Origin of the sequence: Mycobacterium sp. UM_Kg1, assembly GCF_000972925.1 — a bacterium.
Classification (GTDB): Bacteria; Actinomycetota; Actinomycetes; order Mycobacteriales; family Mycobacteriaceae; genus Mycobacterium; species Mycobacterium hiberniae.
This window is the reverse complement of sequence record NZ_JRMK01000044.1, coordinates 10,415-29,201: the sequence shown is the minus strand read 5'-3', so window position 1 is coordinate 29,201 and position 18,787 is coordinate 10,415. Positions and strand designations below refer to the sequence as shown.

Below are 18,787 nucleotides of genomic sequence, written 5' to 3'. Positions count from 1 at the left end.
GACGGCGCAACTGGCCGCGGCGCTGGCCGCCGGCGACGGCTACCGCGAGCCGGCCGGTCCGCTGCAGCGCGCCCTGGCCGCGATCATCGCCGAGGTGCTCGGCGCCACCCGGGTCGGAGCCGACGACGATTTCTTCGCCCTGGGCGGGGATTCGGTGCTGGCCACCGCCGCGGTGTCGCGGATCCGCACCTGGCTCGACGCCCCCCGCGCGGTGGTCGCCGACATCTTCGCCACCCGGACCGTGGCCAAGCTGGCCGAGCGCCTCCACGCCGCCGAGACCGATCCGGGCCGGTTGGAGGCGGTCGCCGAGATCTACCTGGAAGTCGCCCGGCTCGATCCGGCAGAGGTGTCCGACGCGCTGGCCGGGGGACCCCGGTCCTGAAATCAGGTCTGGTGGACCGGCGTGTCGATGTGCCAGCATCGATGTCATGAACACCCGCCGGTGGGTCGCCGGGCTCGGGGGTGCGGCGATGGTCCTGGGGGCGCTGCCCGTGATCGCCGGGCCCCCTGCCGCCGCGGCCGAGTGCCCGGACGTCGAGGTGACCTTCGCCCGGGGCACCGGTGAGCCACCGGGTGTCGGCGGGGTGGGGCAGCGGTTCGTCGACGCGCTGCGCTCGCAGACCGGCGGCCGCTCGCTCGGGGGCTATGCGGTCAACTACCCGGCCACCGACGATTGGCCGGCGTCGGCGTCCGCCGGTGCCGGCGATGCCAATGCCCACATCGCAGCGATGGTCGGGGCCTGTCCGGCCACCAAGCTGGTGCTCGGGGGTTACTCGCAAGGCGCCATGGTCATCGACCTGGTCACCATCGCGCGGGCCTCGGTGGCCGGGTTCAACGCGGCGACCCTGTCGGCGGAGGAGGCCGAGCACGTTGCCGCGGTCGCGGTCTTCGGGAACCCGACCGACCGGTATCTGGGCGGGCGGGTCGACCAGCTCAGCGACTGGTACGGGGCCAAGGCCATCGATCTGTGTGCGGACGGCGATCCGATCTGCACCCCGGGTGCCCTGGCGCTGCCCACCACCGACGAGATGCACTCCGCGGCGCATCTGTCCTACGAGCAGTCGGGGATGCCGGCGCAGGCCGCTGCCTTTGTGGCAAGCCGCCTGGGCGCCTAGTACAGCTCGGCGCAACCGCCGCCGGCGGAAAGCTCTGAACAGGGGCGAGTCCGGGCGTGGTGTCGGCCGACCCCGCCCGAGTGCTCGGCCCGGCTCCGATGAGGTAACCTTGCCAGCAAAATTAGGGCAGCCTTTACTAATACTTGCGAGGGGACCGGATGGCCGTCGATGACGTCTCGACGCAGGTTCCGGCCTGGATGGGCCGCTTTCCCGGGCCCGGCCCCGCGACCCTGGTGTTCCCGCACGCCGGCGGCACGGCGGTGAACTATCGCCCCCTGGCGCTGGCCCTGGCCGCCGGTGCCGACACCTATGTGATGCAGTATCCGGCGCGCGCCGACCGGTTCCGGGAGCCGGCCGCCGAAACCCTGCCGGAGCTGGCCCGCAGCATCTTCGACGCCGCGCCCTGGCACCGGCTCGGGCCGCTGCGCCTGTTCGGGCACAGCATGGGCTCGCTCGTCGCGTTCGAGTTCGCCCGGATCGCCGAGGACCGCGGCATCGAGATTCAGCGATTGTGGGCCTCGGCCGCGCCCGCACCGGGCGTGGTGGCGGGGCTGCGCAAAGTCCCCACCGGCGACGCCGACCTGCGGGCCGAGTTGGCCCAACTGGGTGGCACCGACCCGCGGATTCTGGCCGACGAGGAGTTCCTCACCCTGCTGTTGACCCCGGTCCGCGCGGACTACCTGGCATTCAACCGCTACGCCTGCCCGCCCGAAGCCACCATCGGCGCCGACATCGCCGTGCTGGGGGGCCGCTCCGACGACCGGGTCCGGCCCGATCTGCTGGAACGCTGGGCTGCGCACACCACCGGCACCTGCACGGTGTCGCTCTACGACGGCGGGCACTTCTACCACTACGAGCACATCGAGACCCTGGCGAAGCGGATCATCGCCGATGACTGATCGGCGCCAGGACCCGGTCGTGATCACCGGCCTCGGCGTCGAGGCTCCCGGCGGCATAGACAGCGCCGAACAGTACTGGTCACTGCTGGCCGAGGGCCGCGAGGCGCTGAGCGCCATCCCCGAGGATCGGGGCTGGGCGGTGCGCGAACTCATCGAGGAATCGCACCGCGACGGCTTCAAACCCATCTGCAACTCGGGCGGATTCCTCTCCGGGGCCGCAGAATTCGATCCCGGGTTCTTCGGGATCGCACCGCGCGAGGCCGTCGCGATGGACCCGCAGCAACGGGTCGCGCTGCGGGTGGCCTGGCGTGCGCTCGAAGACGCCGGCATCAATCCCGACGAACTGCACGGTCACGATGTCGGCGTCTACCTCGGTGCCTCGGTCACCGGCTACGGCCCGGACATGGCGCAGTTCAGTGCGCACAGCGGCCACCTGCTGCCGGGCACCGCGCTGTCGGTCATCTCCGGGCGCATCGCCTACACCCTCGGGCTGGCCGGCCCGGCCATCACCGTCGACACCTCGTGCTCGTCGGCGCTGTCGGCGCTGCACCTGGCCGTGCGGGCGCTGCAGGCCGGAGACGCCGACATGGCGCTCGCCGGTGGCGTGTGCGTGATGGGTTCGCCCGGATTTTTCGTCGAGTTCTCCAAACAACACGCGCTGTCCGACGACGGACGCTGCCGGCCCTACTGTGCGGACGCCACCGGGACGGTATGGGCCGAAGGTGCCGCCATCTTTGTGCTGCAACGGAAATCGGCCGCGCTGCGCGACCGGCGGCACATCTACGGGGAGATCCTCGCCTGCCGGCTCAACCAGGACGGCCACACCACCGGCCTGCTGACCCCCAGCGAGCAGGCCCAGCAGCGGCTGTTCCGCGACACCCTGGCCGACGCCGGCCTACAGCCGGATCAGGTCGGGATGATCGAGGGCCACGGCACCGGAACACGGGTCGGCGATCCCGTCGAACTGCGCTCACTGATCAGCGTCTACGGCGCCCAGAGCCCGGCCGGCGCCGGCCCGCGGCTCGGCTCGGTCAAATCCAACATCGGCCATACCCAGGCCGCCGCCGGGGCACTCGGGTTGACCAAGGTGTTGCTGGCCGCCGAGCACCAGACGATCCCGGCCACCCTGCACGTCGGCGCGGGCCGCCACGACGGTGTCGACTGGGACGGCGGCATCACGCTCGCCGAGACCAGCACGGTCTGGCCGGCGCGCGACGGCCGCCGCATCGGCTCGGTCTCGGCGTTCGGGATGAGCGGCACCAACGCGCATCTGATCGTCGGGGTGGACCAGGCCTGCGAGGCCGCGCCATGCTGACCAGCCACCGCAGCGTCCTACCCGACGGCCGCATCCCCGTGCTGATTTCGGCGCACGCCCGCGACCTGGTGTCCGCCGAGGCCGGCGCGCTGGCGCGCTGGCTCAACACCCACGCCGCCGGGGTCGCGGCCGTCGCCCAGACCCTGCGGGCCACTCGGCCGGTGCGTCGCTACCGGGCGGTGGTGCGGGCCCGCGACGCAGCCGAACTCACCGCCGGCCTCGACGCCGTCTACCGCGGCGAGGACCACCCCCTGGTCGCCCGGTCGCACCAGCCCGAGACCGCCCGCACCGCCTTCGTCTTCCCCGGCCAGGGAAACCAATGGCCCGGGATGGGAGCCGAACTGCTCGGCGTCGCGGCCTACCGCGCCGAGGCGGACCGCTGCCATGACGCCTTCCTGCGCGCCGGTCACGCCTCGCCGCTGAGTTATCTGAGCGGCACCGATGACTCAGACCGTTCAGATCCGGTCGTGGTGCAGGCCGCCCAGTTCACCCATGCCGCGGCGCTGGCCGCCACCTGGCGCCATTTCGGGGTGCTGCCCGACATCACCGTGGGACACAGCCTGGGGGAGCTCGCCGCGGCCTACACCGCCGGCGTGGTGGAACTGGACGCCGCGGTGGCGGTGGTGGCCGCCCGGGCGCAGCTGACCGACCTCCTGGCCGCGCAGGCACCGGTTCGCTATGGCATGGCGATGCTCGCCCTGGACGCCGCGGCTGCCGCCGACATGATCGCCGCGACCCCCGGCTGGCTGGAGCTGTCGGTGGTCAACGGACCCGAATCGGTGGTCGTCTCCGGCGAATGGCCGGCGGTACAGCGGATTCTGGAGGTCGCCGCGGGGCGCGGGGTCTTCGCCCGCGAACTGCCGGTGCGCTACCCCGCGCACACCAGCGCGCTGGAGCCGCTCTCCGGCCGCATGGCCGGGCAGCTTCCCGACGCGCAGTTCCACAACACGCCTGTGGAGTTCATCGGATCGGTGTACGGCGGCCCCATCCCGCCCGGTACCGCGTTCGGGCAGTACTGGTTCGACAACCTGCGCCGCCAGGTCCGGTTCGATCTGGCCGCCGCCGCCGCGGTGGCGCGCGGCGTCACGACGTTTATCGAGATGTCGGCCCACCCGACCCTGCTGGTGGCTCTCGGCGACTCCGTCGGGGCGGCCCGGGTGCTCGGCAGCACCGACCGCGACCGGCCCGCGGGCGAGGCCCTGGCCGCCAACATCGCCGCGGCGGCGATCGCCGACCCGGGTTACCGCTGGCGGGACTTCCCCCCGCCGGAACCGCCTGCGCTGCTGCGGAACTTTCCGCACGCACCGATGCACACCACCCGACTGTGGGCCGGTGTCGAAATGCCCTCGGCGCACCGTCGCGGCCCGGTGGTCATGGCCGAACGCTGGCTGCCCGCCGCCGAGCCGCCACGGCGGCCCACCCCGGTGGCGGTCGTCGACTACACCGGGCAGTCCCCGGAGCTGACCGCCCGGGTGGTCTCGGCGCTGGACGACGTCGGCGCCCGACTGTGCGACCAGGCCGACGCCGAATTCCTGCTGCTGGTGGCCCCGCTCGCCGATGCGGCCGACATCGGCGGCGCCGCCGCCGGGTTCGCCGCAGACGCAGCGCAACAGAGCGCGGTGCGGCCGGGACCGAACTGCCGCCGGGTGTGGCTGCTGACCCGCGGCGCCGAACACCTCGACGGTGATCCACCGCTGCACCCGGGCAGCGCAGCGCTGGCCGCGCTGCACCGCAGCACCGGATTCGACTATCCCGACCACACCTTCGCGCACCTGGATCTGCCGGCGGCGCCCACCGCCGCCGATCTGCGGGCCGCCGCCGCCGCGCTGTGGCTGCCCGACACCGAGGTCGCGGTGCGCGCCGGAGATCTCGCCCGGCGCCGCCTCACCGAGTCGGCGACGCCGGCAACGCTTCCCGCGGTCGCGGAGCGCGTGGTGATCAGCGGCGGCACCGGCGCCATCGGAATGGCCTATGCGGCGTACTGCGCCGAAAACGGCGCCCGCGAGATCGTGCTGCTCAGCCGCAGCGGCGCCGGCGATGCCGCCACCGCGGCGCAGCTGGAGTCGCTGCGCGCGCGCACCGGCGCGACCATCACCGCGATCCGTTGCGACATCACCGACGACGCCGCAGTGGCGGCGCTGATCGCGCAGTATCGGCCCGGGCCGGCTGGGCTGCTGGTCCATACGGCATCGGCCGAAGCCGTCGCCACGTCGCAGGTCACCGAGCAGTCGGTTCGAGATGCCCTCGGCGCCAAGGTGATCGGCTTGGACAATCTGGTACGGCACTGGCCGCTGCGTCCCGACGCGCGGGTGCTGGTCTGCTCGTCGGTGCTGGCGCTGTGGGGCGGATCGGGACACGGCCCCTACGCGGCGGCCAACCGGATGGCCGACGCCCTGGTGGGCCGGCTGCGCGCGCAGGGCCTGGCTGCCAGCTCCATCCGGTGGGGACTGTGGCGCAGCGTGGCCGTGGTGAGCGGCCAGGAGCGGGACCGGATCGCCCGGACCGGCCTGACCCCGATGGCACCGGAGGCCGCGATCATCGCGGGACTGCTGGCCACGCCCGCCGACCCGGTGATCCTGGCCGCCGACTTCGACCGCCTCGCCGTCTTCTTCGACAGTCAGGGCGTGCCCTGCCCGTTCGAGGCAACGCTGACGCCCACTCCGGCCGATCCCGGCACCGAACGCCCGATCGGTGCGGTGGTGGCCGAGGAACTGGTGGGCGTGCTCGGCCTGGAAAGCCCCGACGACATCGACATGCACCGGGCCCTGGTCGACCTCGGCCTGGATTCACTGCTCGCGCTGGACCTGCGCAAACGCCTGGGCCGGGCCACCGGTCGACGGGTGGCACTGGGCCCATTGCTGGCCGGGATGACCGGAGCCCAGCTCACGGCGGCGCTGCGCGACGACGCGGCGCCGGCCGCGGCTACCGAAAGGACCGTATTCACCCATGACTGACGCCGTCGACCAGGCGACGACCGAGGACCTGCGGCTGGAACTGCTGCGGCGCCGGCTCGCCGAACGCGGGCTGGCCGCTCCCGCCCCGGAGTCCGCGCCGGCTGCCGGCCCGGACGAACTGACCGGGCCGCCGGCGATGAGCGACGGACAACGCCGGATGTGGTTCGTGCAGGCGCTGGACCCCGACGGCACGGTGGCCAACATCTCGGTCTCCTACCGCCTCACCGGCCCGCTGGACCCCACCCTGCTCGAGGCCGCGCTGGCCGCCGTCGCCGAGCGCCACCCGGTGCTGCGCACCGTCTATGCCGTCGACGACGCCGGCGAACCGCGCGCGGTGCTCGCCGAGGTGACACCGGGCTTTGCCGCCCACGACCTGTCCGATCTGGCCGAACAGGCCCGCGCGCTGCGGCTCGAAGTGCTGGCCCAGCGTGAGTTCGGCACCCCGTTCCGGCTGGAAAGCCAAGCGCCGCTTCGGCTCACCCTGGTTCGGGTGGCCCCGCAAGAGCACATCCTGCTGCTGGTGGCGCACCACATCGCCTGGGACGACGACTCCTGGGCCGTCTTCTTCACCGACCTCACCGCCGCCTACGACGACCCGGCGGGCTACGCCGCCCGCCCGCCGGTGGCTGGGCCGGTCGCACCGGCGGGCTCCGACCACGGTGCGGACCTGCAGTACTGGCGCAGCCTGCTGGCCGAGCCGCCGGACCCGCTGGAGCTGCCCGGCCCGCACGGCTCGGCGGTGCCCCGCACCCTGCGTGCCGGATTGTGCACCCGCGCACTGCCTCCCGAGCTGATGGCCGGGGTCGCCGAGCTGGGCCGCAGCGCCGGAGCCACCCCCTACATGGTGATCGCGGCGGCGCTGTCGGCGCTCATCCACCGCTATACCGCCACCGATGACTTCCTCATCGCCTCCCCGGTGCTCAACCGCACCGCCGGCACCGAGGGTGTCATCGGCTACTTCGGCAACACGGTGGTGCTGCGTGCCCGCGTCAGCGCCGCCGACAGCTTCGCCGACCTGGTGACCCGCACCCGCGACGCCGCAATCGGGGCGTTCGCCCACCAGGGCATCAATCTCGACCGGGTGGTGCGCGAGCTCAACCCGGACCGCCGGCACGGGGGAGTGGAACGGCTCACCCGGCTCAGCTTCGGTTTCCGCACCAGCCACGGAGACGGCTTCACCCCCGACGGGATTACCTGCGCGCGTGCCGATTACCGGGGCAAGATCGCGCAGCTGCCGCTGGGAATCATGGTGGAGGCCGGTGGCTCCCACGATGCCGGCGCGCTGATCGAAGCCGAGTACCTGCACGACGTCCTCGACGAGGCGCTGGTCGACCAGATGCTGCGCCACCTGGTGCAACTGCTGACCGCGGCGGTGGCGAGCCCGCAGACGGCGGTCGCCGAACTCGACATGCTCGGCGACCAGGACCGGGCGTGGTTGGACGAGGTCTCCCGCGGACCGGATTTCGCCCCGTCGGCCGACGCACCGGCCACGCTGGGTTGTCTGGTGGCCGAGCGCGCCGCCGCCAGCCCGCATGCCATCGCCGTCGTCGACGACCACGGCACGTACAGCTACGCCGAGATCAACGCGCGCGCCAACCGGATCGCGCATCACCTGATCGCGGCCGGTGTCGGTACCGAGGACAAGGTCGCGGTGCTGTTCGGCCGCTCGGTGGACCTGGTGGTCACCGCCCTGGGCATCGCCAAATCCGGTGCCGCCTACGTTCCGGTGGATCCGGAATACCCGGCCGACCGCATCGAGTTCATCCTCAGCGACGCCAAGCCGTCGATGGTCCTGGCCGAACCGCTGAGCGCCGAGGAGGTGGCCGGGCGGCGCGACACCGACCCCACCGACGCCGACCGCGTGCGTCCACTGCGTCCGGAGAACCTGGCCTACCTGATCTACACCTCCGGTTCGACCGGGCTGCCCAAGGGGGTCGAGGTATCGCATGCTCCGATCACCGAGTACCTGCTCTGGTTCGGCCAGGAGTACGGCATCGATGACACCGACGTCCTGCTGCAGGTCGCCTCACCGAGCTTCGACGTATCGATCGGTGAACTGTTCGGAACCCTGGGAAACGGTGCCCGCCTGGTGATCCCGCGCCCCGACGGGCTGCGCGACATCGGCTACCTGACCGACCTGCTGCAGCGCGAAGGCGTCACCGCGATGCACTTCGTGCCGTCCCTGCTGGGCCTGTTCCTGTCGTTGCCCGGGGTCAACCAGTGGCGCACGCTGCGCCGTATTCCGATCGGCGGCGAGCCGCTTCCCGGTGAACTCGCGGACAAGTTCCACGCCACATTCGATGCGCTGCTGCACAACTTCTACGGCCCCACCGAGACCGTGGTCAACTCCTCGCGCCACAAGGTGGAGGGCCCGCAGGGCAACCGGGTGGTGCCCATCGGCAAACCCAACATCAACACCACCATGTGGCTGCTCGACGACGCCCTGCAGCCGGTGCCGGTCGGGGTGATCGGCGAGATCTACATCGGCGGAACCCATGTGGCCCGCGGCTACTTCGATCGCCCGGGTCTGACCGCTGAGCGTTTCGTGGCCGACCCGTGGACCCCCGGGCAGCGGCTCTACCGCACCGGCGACCTGGCGCGCCGTAACGTCGACGGCGACCTGGAGTTCATCGGCCGCGCCGACGACCAGGTCAAAGTCCGCGGCTTCCGGATCGAGCTCGGCGAGGTCGCCGCGGCCGTTTCGGTCGATCCCAGCGTCGGCCAGTGCGTCGTGGTGGTGTCGGACCTGCCCGGTCTGGGCCGCAGCCTGGTCGCCTACGTGACCCCGGCGGGATCGGACGCGGACTCCGTCGACATACCCCGGATCCGGGCGCGGGTGGCCGCGGCACTGCCGGAATACATGGCGCCGGCGGCCTATGTGGTGGTCGACGACATCCCGATCACCGCGCACGGCAAGATCGATCGCGCCGCGCTGCCGGATCCGCAGCCGATCGAGAGCACGCCGTACCGGGAACCCGAGACCGCCACCGAACACCTGGTGGCGCAGCTGTTCGCCGAGTTGCTCTCCCGCGAGCAGGTGGGCGCCGACGACTCCTTCTTCGACCTGGGCGGCCACTCGCTGCTGGCCACCAAACTGGTCGCGGCGATCCGCGCCCGCTGTGAGGTGGAGATCGGCATCCGGGAGATCTTCGAAGCCGGTACAGTGGCGCGCTTGGCCGCCGTGATCGACGCGGCGCCGGCTGCTGGGCAGGACGGCCAGAGCGCGGCCCGGCGCCCGGCGCTGGTCGCCGTGCCGCGGCCGGACAACGTCCCGGTGTCGGCGGCGCAGCTGCGCACCTGGTTCGCCTACCGGCTGGACCCGAGCGCCGCCACCGACAACATCCCGCTGTCGGCCCGGCTCACCGGCCCGTGCGACACCGCCGCGCTGATCGCCGCGCTCGGGGATGTGGTGGCCCGCCACGGCAGCCTGCGCACCACTTTCCGCGAGATCGACGGCCTGCCGTATCAGGTCATCAATGCCGCCGCGCCGGTTCCGGTGACCGAACTGCACTGCCCGCACACCGATCCCGACGCCGTCGCGGCGTGGACCGGTGCCCGGCTGGACGAGCAGCGCGGCGGCGCGTTCGTCCTGGAGCGGGACTGGCCGATCCGGGCGGCGCTGCTGCACCTGCCCGGCGACGAACGGGTGCTGTCGCTGGTGGTGCACCACATCGCCGCCGACCACTGGTCGGTCGAGGTGCTCTTCACCGACCTGCTGATCGCCTACCGGGCCCGGGCCGCCGGCGCCGCGCCGGCCTGGGAGGCGCCGGCGCTGCAGTACGCGGACTTCGCGCACTGGCAGGGCGAACTGCTGCGCGACGAGTCCGGGCTGATCGACGAGCAACGCCGCTACTGGATCGAGCAACTGGCCGGCCTGGCCGACGACACCGGGCCGCGGCCGGACTTCCCCCGTCCCGCCACCGCCAGCGGCTCCGGGGACTCCGTGGCGTTCAGCGTCTCCCCGCAGGTGCGCGCGGGGCTGGCGGCCCTGGCCCGCGAGACGGGCGCCACCGAATTCATGGTGGTGCAGGCCGCGGTCGCGGTCCTGCTGCATCTGGCCGGCAGCGGCGACGACATCCCGCTGGGCGTGCCGCTGGCCGGGCGCACCGACAACGCACTGGACAACCTGGTCGGGTTCTTCGTCAACATCGTGGTGCTGCGCAACCGGCTGTCGGGCAACCCGACGCTGCGCGAGGTGGTGACTCGCGCAAGGGAGGCCGCGCTGGGCGCCTACGCGCACGCCGACCTGCCGTTCGATCGGCTGGTGGAGGCGCTCAACCCGGTCCGGACGTTGTCGCGCAACCCGCTGTTCCAGGTGGTGGTCCACGTCCGCGAAGCCGCCGAGGTCACCCACACCGTGGCCACCGGGCCCGACGGCGATCTGGTGTTCCGCACCGTGATGCCGACATTCGACGTCGCCCACGCCGACTTGTCGGTGAACCTGTTCACCGCCGCCGACGGTTACGACGGGCACCTGATCTACCGCACCGATCTCTACGAGCGCGCCACGGTGGTGCGCCTGGCCGACTGGCTGGGCCGGGTCCTGGCGACGATGGCGGCCGACCCGCAGGCAACGCTGCGCGACATCAGCCTTCTCGACGACGAGCAACGCCGTCAGATCCTGGCACGCAGCCGGGGTGCCGAGGTTCCCGCAGACGACCCGCGCACCATCGCCGACGTGCTGGCCGCCAGCCGTGGGTTCGACGGTGTCGCGGTGCGCTGCGCCGGAACCGAACTCAGCTACCCGCAGCTGCATCACCGCTCCGACCGGCTCGCCGAGCTGCTGATCGCCGCCGGTGTGCAGCCCGGCACCCTGGTGGGACTGTCGGTGCGTCGTGACGTGGATCTGCCCGTCGCACTGGTCGGCATCATGAAGGCCGGCGCCGGCTACTTCCCCCTGGATCCGAGCTACCCCGCCCAGCGCCTCGAGTTCATGATCGAGGACGTCTTCGCCGACGGCGGAGCCAAGGTGATTCTGGTCAGCACTGATACCCGGGCTGCGATTCCGGCACCCGACGGCGTGACGCTGCTGTGCCTGGACGATCCGCACGTGCAGGACGAGCTGGCCGAAGACCTTGCCGGACTGCCGCTTCCGGTGCCGCATCCCGACGACCCGATGTATCTGGTGTTCACCTCCGGCTCGACCGGCGTGCCCAAAGGCGTGCTGGGCACCCACCGTTCGATGAGTGCGCGGCTGAACTGGCAGATCGCCCACTACCCGGTGGCCGGCGAGGACATCCGGCTGGCCCAGTCCTCGATGACGTTCCTAGAGGGCGGCATGGAGATGCTGGCCGGGCTGGCCGCCGGGGCAACCCTGATATTGGCCGACGACCACCAGTTCCGTGATCCCGAAGCGCTGGCCCGGTTGATCGTCGATGAGCGGGTTGCCCAGGTGACCGCGGTGGCAAGCCTGATCTCGGTGCTGGCCGATTCGGCACCCGGCGGTTCAGCGAGGCTCGACGACGGAGAGCCGAAGCTGGGACCGCCGCATCAGAACGGCGCCCTGCGTGGCCTGCGCCGACTGGTATGCAGCGGCGAGCCCGTCTCGGCGGACCTGCTGGCCCGGCTCGGCACGGCGCTCGACGGCAATGCCCAGCTGCTCAACAACTTCGGCGCCACCGAGACCTCCGGTGCGGCGGTGCGCGGCGCATTGGAGCCGCCCACTCCGAAACTGGGCCGTCCCACGCCGGGATCGCAGGCCTATGTGCTCGACGACGCACTGCAACCGGTGCCCCCCGGCGTGGTCGGCGAGGTGTACTACGCGGGCCCGCAGATCGTTCGCGGGTACTGGAAGCGGCCGGGGCTGACCGCGACACGTTTCGTCGCCAATCCCTTCTCCGCGGTGCCGGGCGACCGGCTCTACCGCAGCGGGGACCGGGCACGCTGGACCGCCGACGGAGTGCTCGAGTTCGTCGGCCGCACCGACCACCAGGTCAAAGTGCGCGGCTTCCGGGTGGAGCTGGCCGAGGTGGAGGCCGCCCTGCGCGGCGCACCCGGGGTGGCGGCGGCTGCCGCCCGCACCTGGGAACAGCACGGTGTCACCACACTGGCCGGTTATCTGGTGCCCGCCGGCCCGGTGGCCGACACGGCGGAGTTCATCGCCGCGGTGCGCGCGGCGGTGGCCGCGACACTGCCCGGCTACATGGTCCCGTCCTCGCTGACGGTGCTCGAAGCCATGCCGCTCACCGATTCCGGAAAGCTGAACCGGCCCGCCCTGCCGCAGCCGGCGGTGGCCACCCGCGGGGAATCGGACCCACCGGTCACCGCCACCGAGAAGACGCTGGTCGGTATCTGCGCCGAGCTGCTCGGCGTCACCGCAATCGGGCGCAGCGACGGCTTCTTCGAACTCGGCGGCGACAGCATCCTTTCGGTGCAGCTGGCCGCCCGGGCCCGTGCGGCGGGATTGGACCTGGACCCGCGGATGATCTTCGAGCACCCGACGTTCGCCGCGCTGGCCGCCGCGATCGACGCTCAGGCCGTCGCCGGTGGCGCCGCCGACCCCGTCGACACGGCATTCGCGCCGATGAGCGTTTCGGGTCTGAGCAGCGACGCGCTGGCCGATCTGACTGCGGCCTGGGGTGATTCGCCGTGACCGAGTCGACCGCACAGCGCGACACCGCGTCCGCGGCGGCCATCGAGGACGTGCTGGCACTGTCCCCGCTGCAGCAGGGACTGTTCTCGCTGGCCAAACTCGCCACCGATGACGGAGCCGCAACCGGCACCGGCGACGGGCTGGACATCTACACCGTGCAGTTCGTCATCGATATCGCCGGGCCGGTCGACGCCGCGCTGTTGCGCCGCAGCGCGCAGACCATGCTGGCCCGGCATGCCAACCTGCGGGCCTCGTTCTGGGATGTCGACCTGCCGCACCCGGTGCAGATCATTCCGGCGAAAGTGAAGCTGCCGTGGCGTGAGATCGATTCGGCACCAAGTGAGTTCGATGAGATCGCCCGAGCCGAGCGGACCGCCAACTTCGATCTGGCCCGCGGCCCGCTGCTGCGCTTCGTGCTGGCCCGGTCCGCCCCGGAGCAGCACCGGCTGATCCTCACCGTGCACCACCTGCTGCTCGACGGGTGGTCGATGGCGGTGTTCTTCGACGAAATGGTGGCCGTCTACCGGGCCGGGGGCACCGATCCGCTGCCACCGCCGCGCCCCTACCGCGATTACATCGGCTGGCTGGCCGGCCAGGACACCGACGCCGCGGCGCAGCGCTGGCGTGAGTACCTGGCCCCGCTGAGCGCCCCGACCATGTTGGCCGGCGGGCGGGCCGCGATGGGCGGCGCCGCCCCGCAGACCCATCAGGTCAGCCTGGACGACGATGCCACCGCCCGCCTGACCGAGTGGGCGCGGCGGCACGGACTGACCCTGAACACGGTGCTGCAGTTCGCCTGGGCGGTGGTGCTCGGCCGGCTCACCGACCGCACGGACGTGGCGTTCGGATCGGTGGTCTCGGGCCGCCCCCAGCAACTCACCGGTGTCGAGACCATGGTCGGCCTGTTCATCAACACCGTCCCGGTGGCCGTCTCGACGCCGCCACGCGCCCCGGTGATCGCCACCTGCCAAGCGCTGCAGCGCGATACCGCCGCCATGCGCGACCTCGGTTACCTGAGCCTGTCGACTGTGCAGCGGGCCAGCGCCAACGCGGTGTTCGACACGCTGCTGGTGTTCGAGAACGCGCCGATCGGCTCGGCGTCGGCCGGGGTCACCACACCCGACGGGGTGCGCTTCATCCCGGTCACCGTGGAAAGCCTCACCCACTATCCGCTGACCCTGGTCAGCTACCCGCCCCGCGACGGGCGGCTGAGCGTGCTGCTCGAGGCCGTTCCCGAGGCACTGGGGGAGCTGTCGATCCCCGACCTGGGCCAGCGTCTGCTGCAGGTGCTGCGTCAGCTGGCCGACCCGGCACGGTTCCGCGTCGCCGACCTGGATGTGCTGCTGCCCGCCGAACGGTCCCGCCTGGTCGATCCGGTGCCGGCGGAACAGTCCTCGGTGCCCGCACTGTTCGCCGCGGCGGCCGCCGCGGACCCGGACAACACCGCCCTCACCGACGAGGATCGCAGCCTGACCTACGCCGAACTGGCGGCCGAATCCGGCGTGCTGGCGCGCGCTTTGGCCGGTCGCGGAATCGGCCCCGAGGATCGGGTGGCGATCGCGCTGCCTCGCTCGCTGGACTCGGTCATCGCGATCCTGGCGGTGCTGCAGGCCGGGGCGGCCTACGTTCCGGTGGACATCAGCCTTCCCCCGGCGCGCATCGAATCGATTCTGCGGCAGTCTGATCCGAGAATCGTGCTGACCGCCGACGAGCTGGCGCAGCTGCGTTCACCGGGAGTCGCGGCGCGCCCGGTGCCGGCGGCGATCCACCCCGACTCGGCGGCCTACGTGATCTTCACCTCCGGATCCACCGGGGAGCCCAAGGGTGTGGTCGGCACCCACCGCGCGCTGGCGTCCTACTTCGCCGACCACCAGCAGCGCATGTATGCGCCCGCGGTCGCGCGCCTGGGCCGGCCGCTGCGGGTGGCGCACGCCTGGTCGCTGAGCTTCGACGCGAGCTGGCAACCGCTGGTCGGGTTGCTGGGCGGCCAGAGCGTGCACCTGTTCTCCGCTGAGCAGATGCGGGACGCCGAGGCGATCATCGACGGGATCCGCACCCACCGGCTGGACATGATCGACACGTCGCCGTCGATGTTCACCCAGCTGTTCGACGCCGGCCTGCTCGACGACGAATCCGAGCACCGCCTCACCGTGCTGGCCCTCGGCGGCGAGGCGATCGCCCCGCACACCTGGGCGCGACTGCGCGCGGCGCCCGCGACGGCGGTGCACAACTGCTACGGGCCCACCGAGACCACGGTGGAAGCCGTGGTGGCCGACGTCGCCGACACCGAGGTGCCGGTGATCGGCGAAGCGGTGCGCGGCATGAGCGCCCACGTGCTGGACTCCGGGCTGCGGGAGGTGCCTGACGGCGTGGCCGGCGAGCTGTACCTGGCCGGCGCGCAGGTCACCCGGGGCTATCTGGGCCGCGCCGGGGCGACCGCGAGCCGCTATGTGGCCGACCCGTTCCGCAACGGCAGCCGGATGTACCGCACGGGCGACCTGGTCCGGCGCCGCCCCGACGGCCGCCTGGTCTACCTCGGGCGCGCCGACGACCAGGTCAAAGTGCGCGGCTACCGGGTCGAGATCGCCGAAGTTGAGGCGGCGCTGGCCGCGGCCACCGGCGTGACCGCCGCGGCGGTACTGCCGGTGCGGGGCCCGGCCGGAACCCAGCTGGCCGGTTTCGTCACTGGGGCACAGGCCGACTCCGCGCGGATCCGCACCGAGATCGGTGCCCGGCTGCCGGCCTACCTGATTCCGGCCCGGATCACCGTCGTGGATTCGATGCCGTTGACCGCCAACGGCAAACTGGACACCGACACGCTGCTGGAGCTGCTGGCCCATGCCGGTTTCGGGACCGGCGGCGCGGCGCAGGCAGAAACCGACACCGAACGGGTTTTGGCGGAGGTACTCGCCGAGGTGTTCGGCAGTGCCGGGGATGCGGCAGGTGTCGAGGCCGACCTGCGGGAGCTGGGCTTGGACAGCATCGTCGCCCTGTCGTTGGTGCGGGCGGCCCGCCGCCGCGGACTGCCCCTGCGCCCTCGGACCGTGCTGAGTTGCCACACGATCCGCGACCTGGCCGCCGCGGTGGACAGCGAGGTGGCCGAAGCCCAAGCAGCGGCGGACCAGCCCGGCGGCATCGCCGAGGACGCGCCGATTCCTTTGTTGCCGGCCGGCCGTTGGCTCTACCAGTACGGCAGCCCGCGCCGGCTGGGACAGGTCGAGGCGGTCCGGCTGCCCGAGGGCACCGAGCCCGAGCGGCTGCGGGCGGCATTGGCCGCGATCATCGCCGCGCACCCGGTGTTGCACGCCCGCCTCGAACCGGTCGAGCTGACGCTGTACCCCGGCGAGCCCGCCGACGTCCTCACCGAGATCGCCGTCGAGGCCGCCGATCTGGCCGTGGTCACCGAGCACGGCGCCCGGTTGTTGGAACGCCTGGACCCCGAGGCCGGCGTCATGCTGGGCGCGGTGTGGCTGCGCCCGCCCGGCGGGGCGGGCGTGCTGGTGCTGGCCGGGCACGTGCTGGCCCTGGACCCGGTGTCGTGGCAGGTGGTGCTCGGCGAACTGCACGCCGCGCTGGCCGGGGCGGAGCCGTTGCCCGAGCGCAGCGGCTACCGGCGCTGGGCGGCGGCGCTGGCGCAGCGCGCCCAGACTTTGGACACGGTCGACTACTGGGCCGCCCAGCTGGCCGGCGACGATCCGGACCTGGGCGCCCGGCGGGTCGACCCGCAGCGCGATCGCGCCGGTGACCTCGCGGTGTCGGTGGCCGTGGCCGATCCGGCGATCACCGCCGCGCTGCTGGCCGCACCGGAACCGATGCACAACCTGCTGGTGGCGGCGACCGCGCGCGCGGTCGGGGCCTGGCGGGCCCGCCGCGGGCAGGCCGACGCGCCACCGCTGCTGGCCGTGGAGACCCACGGGCGCGCCGAGGATGTGGTGACCGGGGTGGACACCACCGACATCGCCGGTCTGCTGTCGGTGATCTACCCGCTGCGGATCGCCCACCCCGACCCGGCCGGGGTGGCGCGCGCGCTGGCCGACATCCCGGGCGGGGGAATCGACTACGGGCTGCTGGCCTACCTGCGGGCCGACACCGCTGAGTGGCTGGCGGCCTACCCGGGGCCGCAGTTGCTGTTGAACTACCTGGGTCGCGTCGATCGTGCCGGCGGTGGGCCCGCCTTGGCGCCGGATCTGATCGCCGGCCTGCCGTCGGTCCCCGAACCGGGCCAGGCCGTGCGGCACGAACTGAGCATCTTCGCCGCGGTGGCCGATCTGGGGGCCGGGCCGACGCTGATGACCCAGTGGCGCACGCTTCCCGATATCCTCGACGATTCCGAGATCGCGCAACTGCAAGGGCTGTTCGCCGACAGTCTCGCCGAACTGGTGGAGGAACTGCGATGAGCACACTTGCCGTGGTCGGTGCGGGGGCCAAAGCCGTCGCGGTGGCCGCCAAGGCCGCGGTCCTGCGGGACATGGGAGTCGCCGCACCGGAGGTGATTGCCGTCGAGCGCACCGAAGTCGCCGCCAACTGGCGTGCCTCCGGCGGCTGGACGGACGGCGCGCACCGGCTGGGCACCAGCCCGGAGAAGGACGTCGGGTTCCCGTACCGCTCGGCCCTGGTGGCGGGCCGCAACGCCGAACTCGACGACCGGATGACCCGCTACAGCTGGCAGTCCTACCTGATCGCCACCGGACAGTTCGCCGAATGGGTGGACCGGGGCCGGCCGGCCCCCACCCACCTGCGGTGGAGCCAGTACCTGCGCTGGGTGGCCGATGCGGTGCGGCTGAAGGTCGTCCCGGGCGAGGTGGAACGGCTCGGGGTCCACGGCGCCGGCTGGGTGCTGCACACCCGGGAGGCCGAGGTCGCCGCCGATGCGGTGATGATCACCGGACCCGGTCAGGCCGAGAAGTCGATTCTGCCCGGCAACCCGCTGGTGCTGTCCATCGCTCAGTTCTGGCACCGGGCCGCGGCGGACCGGATCAGCGCCGAGCGGGTCGCGGTGATCGGCGGCGGCGAGACGGCCGCGTCGATGCTCAACGAGCTGTTCCGCCACCGGGTCTCGACGATCACGGTGATCTCCCCGCAGGTGACCCTGTTCACCCGGGGCGAGAGCTTCTTCGAGAACACCCTGTTCTCCGACCCCATCGACTGGACCGCACTGACGCTGGCCGAGCGGCGGGACGCGCTGGCGCGCACCGACCGCGGGGTGTTCTCCGCGCGGGTGCAGGAGGCGTTGCTGGCAGACGACCGCATCCGCCACCTCCGGGGCCGGGTGGCGCACGCGGTGGCCCGCGACGGCCGGATCCGGCTGACGCTGAGCACCAACCGCGGGGGAGAGAACTTCGAGACCGTGCACGGTTTCGACCTGGTCATCGACGGCAGCGGCGCCGACCCGCTGTGGTTCGTGTCGCTGTTCGGCCAAGACACCCTGGACCTGCTCGAATTGGGGCTGGGCGGGCCGCTTTCCGGTGACCGGCTGGCCGAGGCGATCGGGCACGACCTGGCCGTGCGCGACGTCACGCCCAAGCTCTTCCTGCCCAATCTGGCCGGCCTGACCCAAGGTCCCGGTTTCCCGAACTTGAGCTGCCTGGGGCTGCTCTCCGACCGGGTGCTCGGCGCCCACCTGGCCGTCGCGCCAGCCTGTTCCCCCGCCCCTATCGAGGAGATCCGATGAGCACCAATCCCTTTGACGACGAGAACGGCAGCTTCTACGTGCTGGTCAACGACGAGCAGCAGTACAGCCTGTGGCCGGTTTTCGCCGACGTGCCCGCGGGGTGGCAGGTGGTCTACGGGGGCGAGCAGGGCGCAGACCGGGCGGCCTGCCTGGACTACGTCGAACAGAACTGGACCGACCTGCGGCCCCAGAGCCTGCGCGACGCCATGGCGGCCGAACGGGGGTAGCGGCCCGCGGACCG

The 18,787-nt window shown here is 72.3% G+C and carries 9 protein-coding genes; all 9 read left to right on the top strand.

What is annotated here, in order from left to right; genetic code table 11:
• A partial coding sequence (locus LI92_RS09275; protein WP_046318276.1) for a phosphopantetheine-binding protein occupies nt 1–382 on the top strand: 382 nt, incomplete at its 5' end.
• 46 nt (nt 383–428) lie between these two features.
• On the top strand, nt 429–1,115 hold the full coding sequence (locus LI92_RS09270) for a cutinase family protein (protein WP_152665404.1): 687 nt from the start codon (nt 429–431) through the stop codon (nt 1,113–1,115).
• 158 nt (nt 1,116–1,273) lie between these two features.
• Nucleotides 1,274–2,014, top strand: coding sequence for a thioesterase II family protein (locus LI92_RS09265; protein WP_046318275.1), 741 nt, complete (start codon nt 1,274–1,276; stop codon nt 2,012–2,014).
• The gene (locus LI92_RS09260) at nt 2,007–3,329 is read left to right on the top strand and encodes a beta-ketoacyl [acyl carrier protein] synthase domain-containing protein (protein WP_046318274.1); all 1,323 of its coding nucleotides are present in this window, start codon (nt 2,007–2,009) and stop codon (nt 3,327–3,329) included. Before LI92_RS09265 ends, LI92_RS09260 begins: the two co-directional genes overlap by 8 nt.
• Nucleotides 3,323–6,283, top strand: coding sequence for an SDR family NAD(P)-dependent oxidoreductase (locus tag LI92_RS09255; protein ID WP_046318273.1), 2,961 nt, complete (start codon nt 3,323–3,325; stop codon nt 6,281–6,283). Before LI92_RS09260 ends, LI92_RS09255 begins: the two co-directional genes overlap by 7 nt.
• Nucleotides 6,276–12,875 carry a non-ribosomal peptide synthetase gene (locus tag LI92_RS09250; RefSeq protein WP_046318272.1) on the top strand — a complete coding sequence of 2,200 codons (6,600 nt, stop codon included), beginning with the start codon at nt 6,276–6,278 and terminating at the stop codon, nt 12,873–12,875. The genes LI92_RS09255 and LI92_RS09250 overlap by 8 nt, the downstream gene beginning before the upstream one ends.
• The gene (locus LI92_RS09245; protein WP_046318271.1) at nt 12,872–17,272 is read left to right on the top strand and encodes a non-ribosomal peptide synthetase; all 4,401 of its coding nucleotides are present in this window, start codon (nt 12,872–12,874) and stop codon (nt 17,270–17,272) included. The genes LI92_RS09250 and LI92_RS09245 overlap by 4 nt, the downstream gene beginning before the upstream one ends.
• Nucleotides 17,269–18,546 carry an NADPH-dependent L-lysine N(6)-monooxygenase MbtG gene (mbtG, locus tag LI92_RS09240; RefSeq protein ID WP_046318270.1) on the top strand — a complete coding sequence of 426 codons (1,278 nt, stop codon included), beginning with the start codon at nt 17,269–17,271 and terminating at the stop codon, nt 18,544–18,546. The genes LI92_RS09245 and mbtG overlap by 4 nt, the downstream gene beginning before the upstream one ends.
• Nucleotides 18,543–18,773, top strand: coding sequence for an MbtH family protein (locus LI92_RS09235; RefSeq protein WP_046318269.1), 231 nt, complete (start codon nt 18,543–18,545; stop codon nt 18,771–18,773). Before mbtG ends, LI92_RS09235 begins: the two co-directional genes overlap by 4 nt.
• The last annotated feature ends 14 nt before the right edge of the window (nt 18,774–18,787 follow it).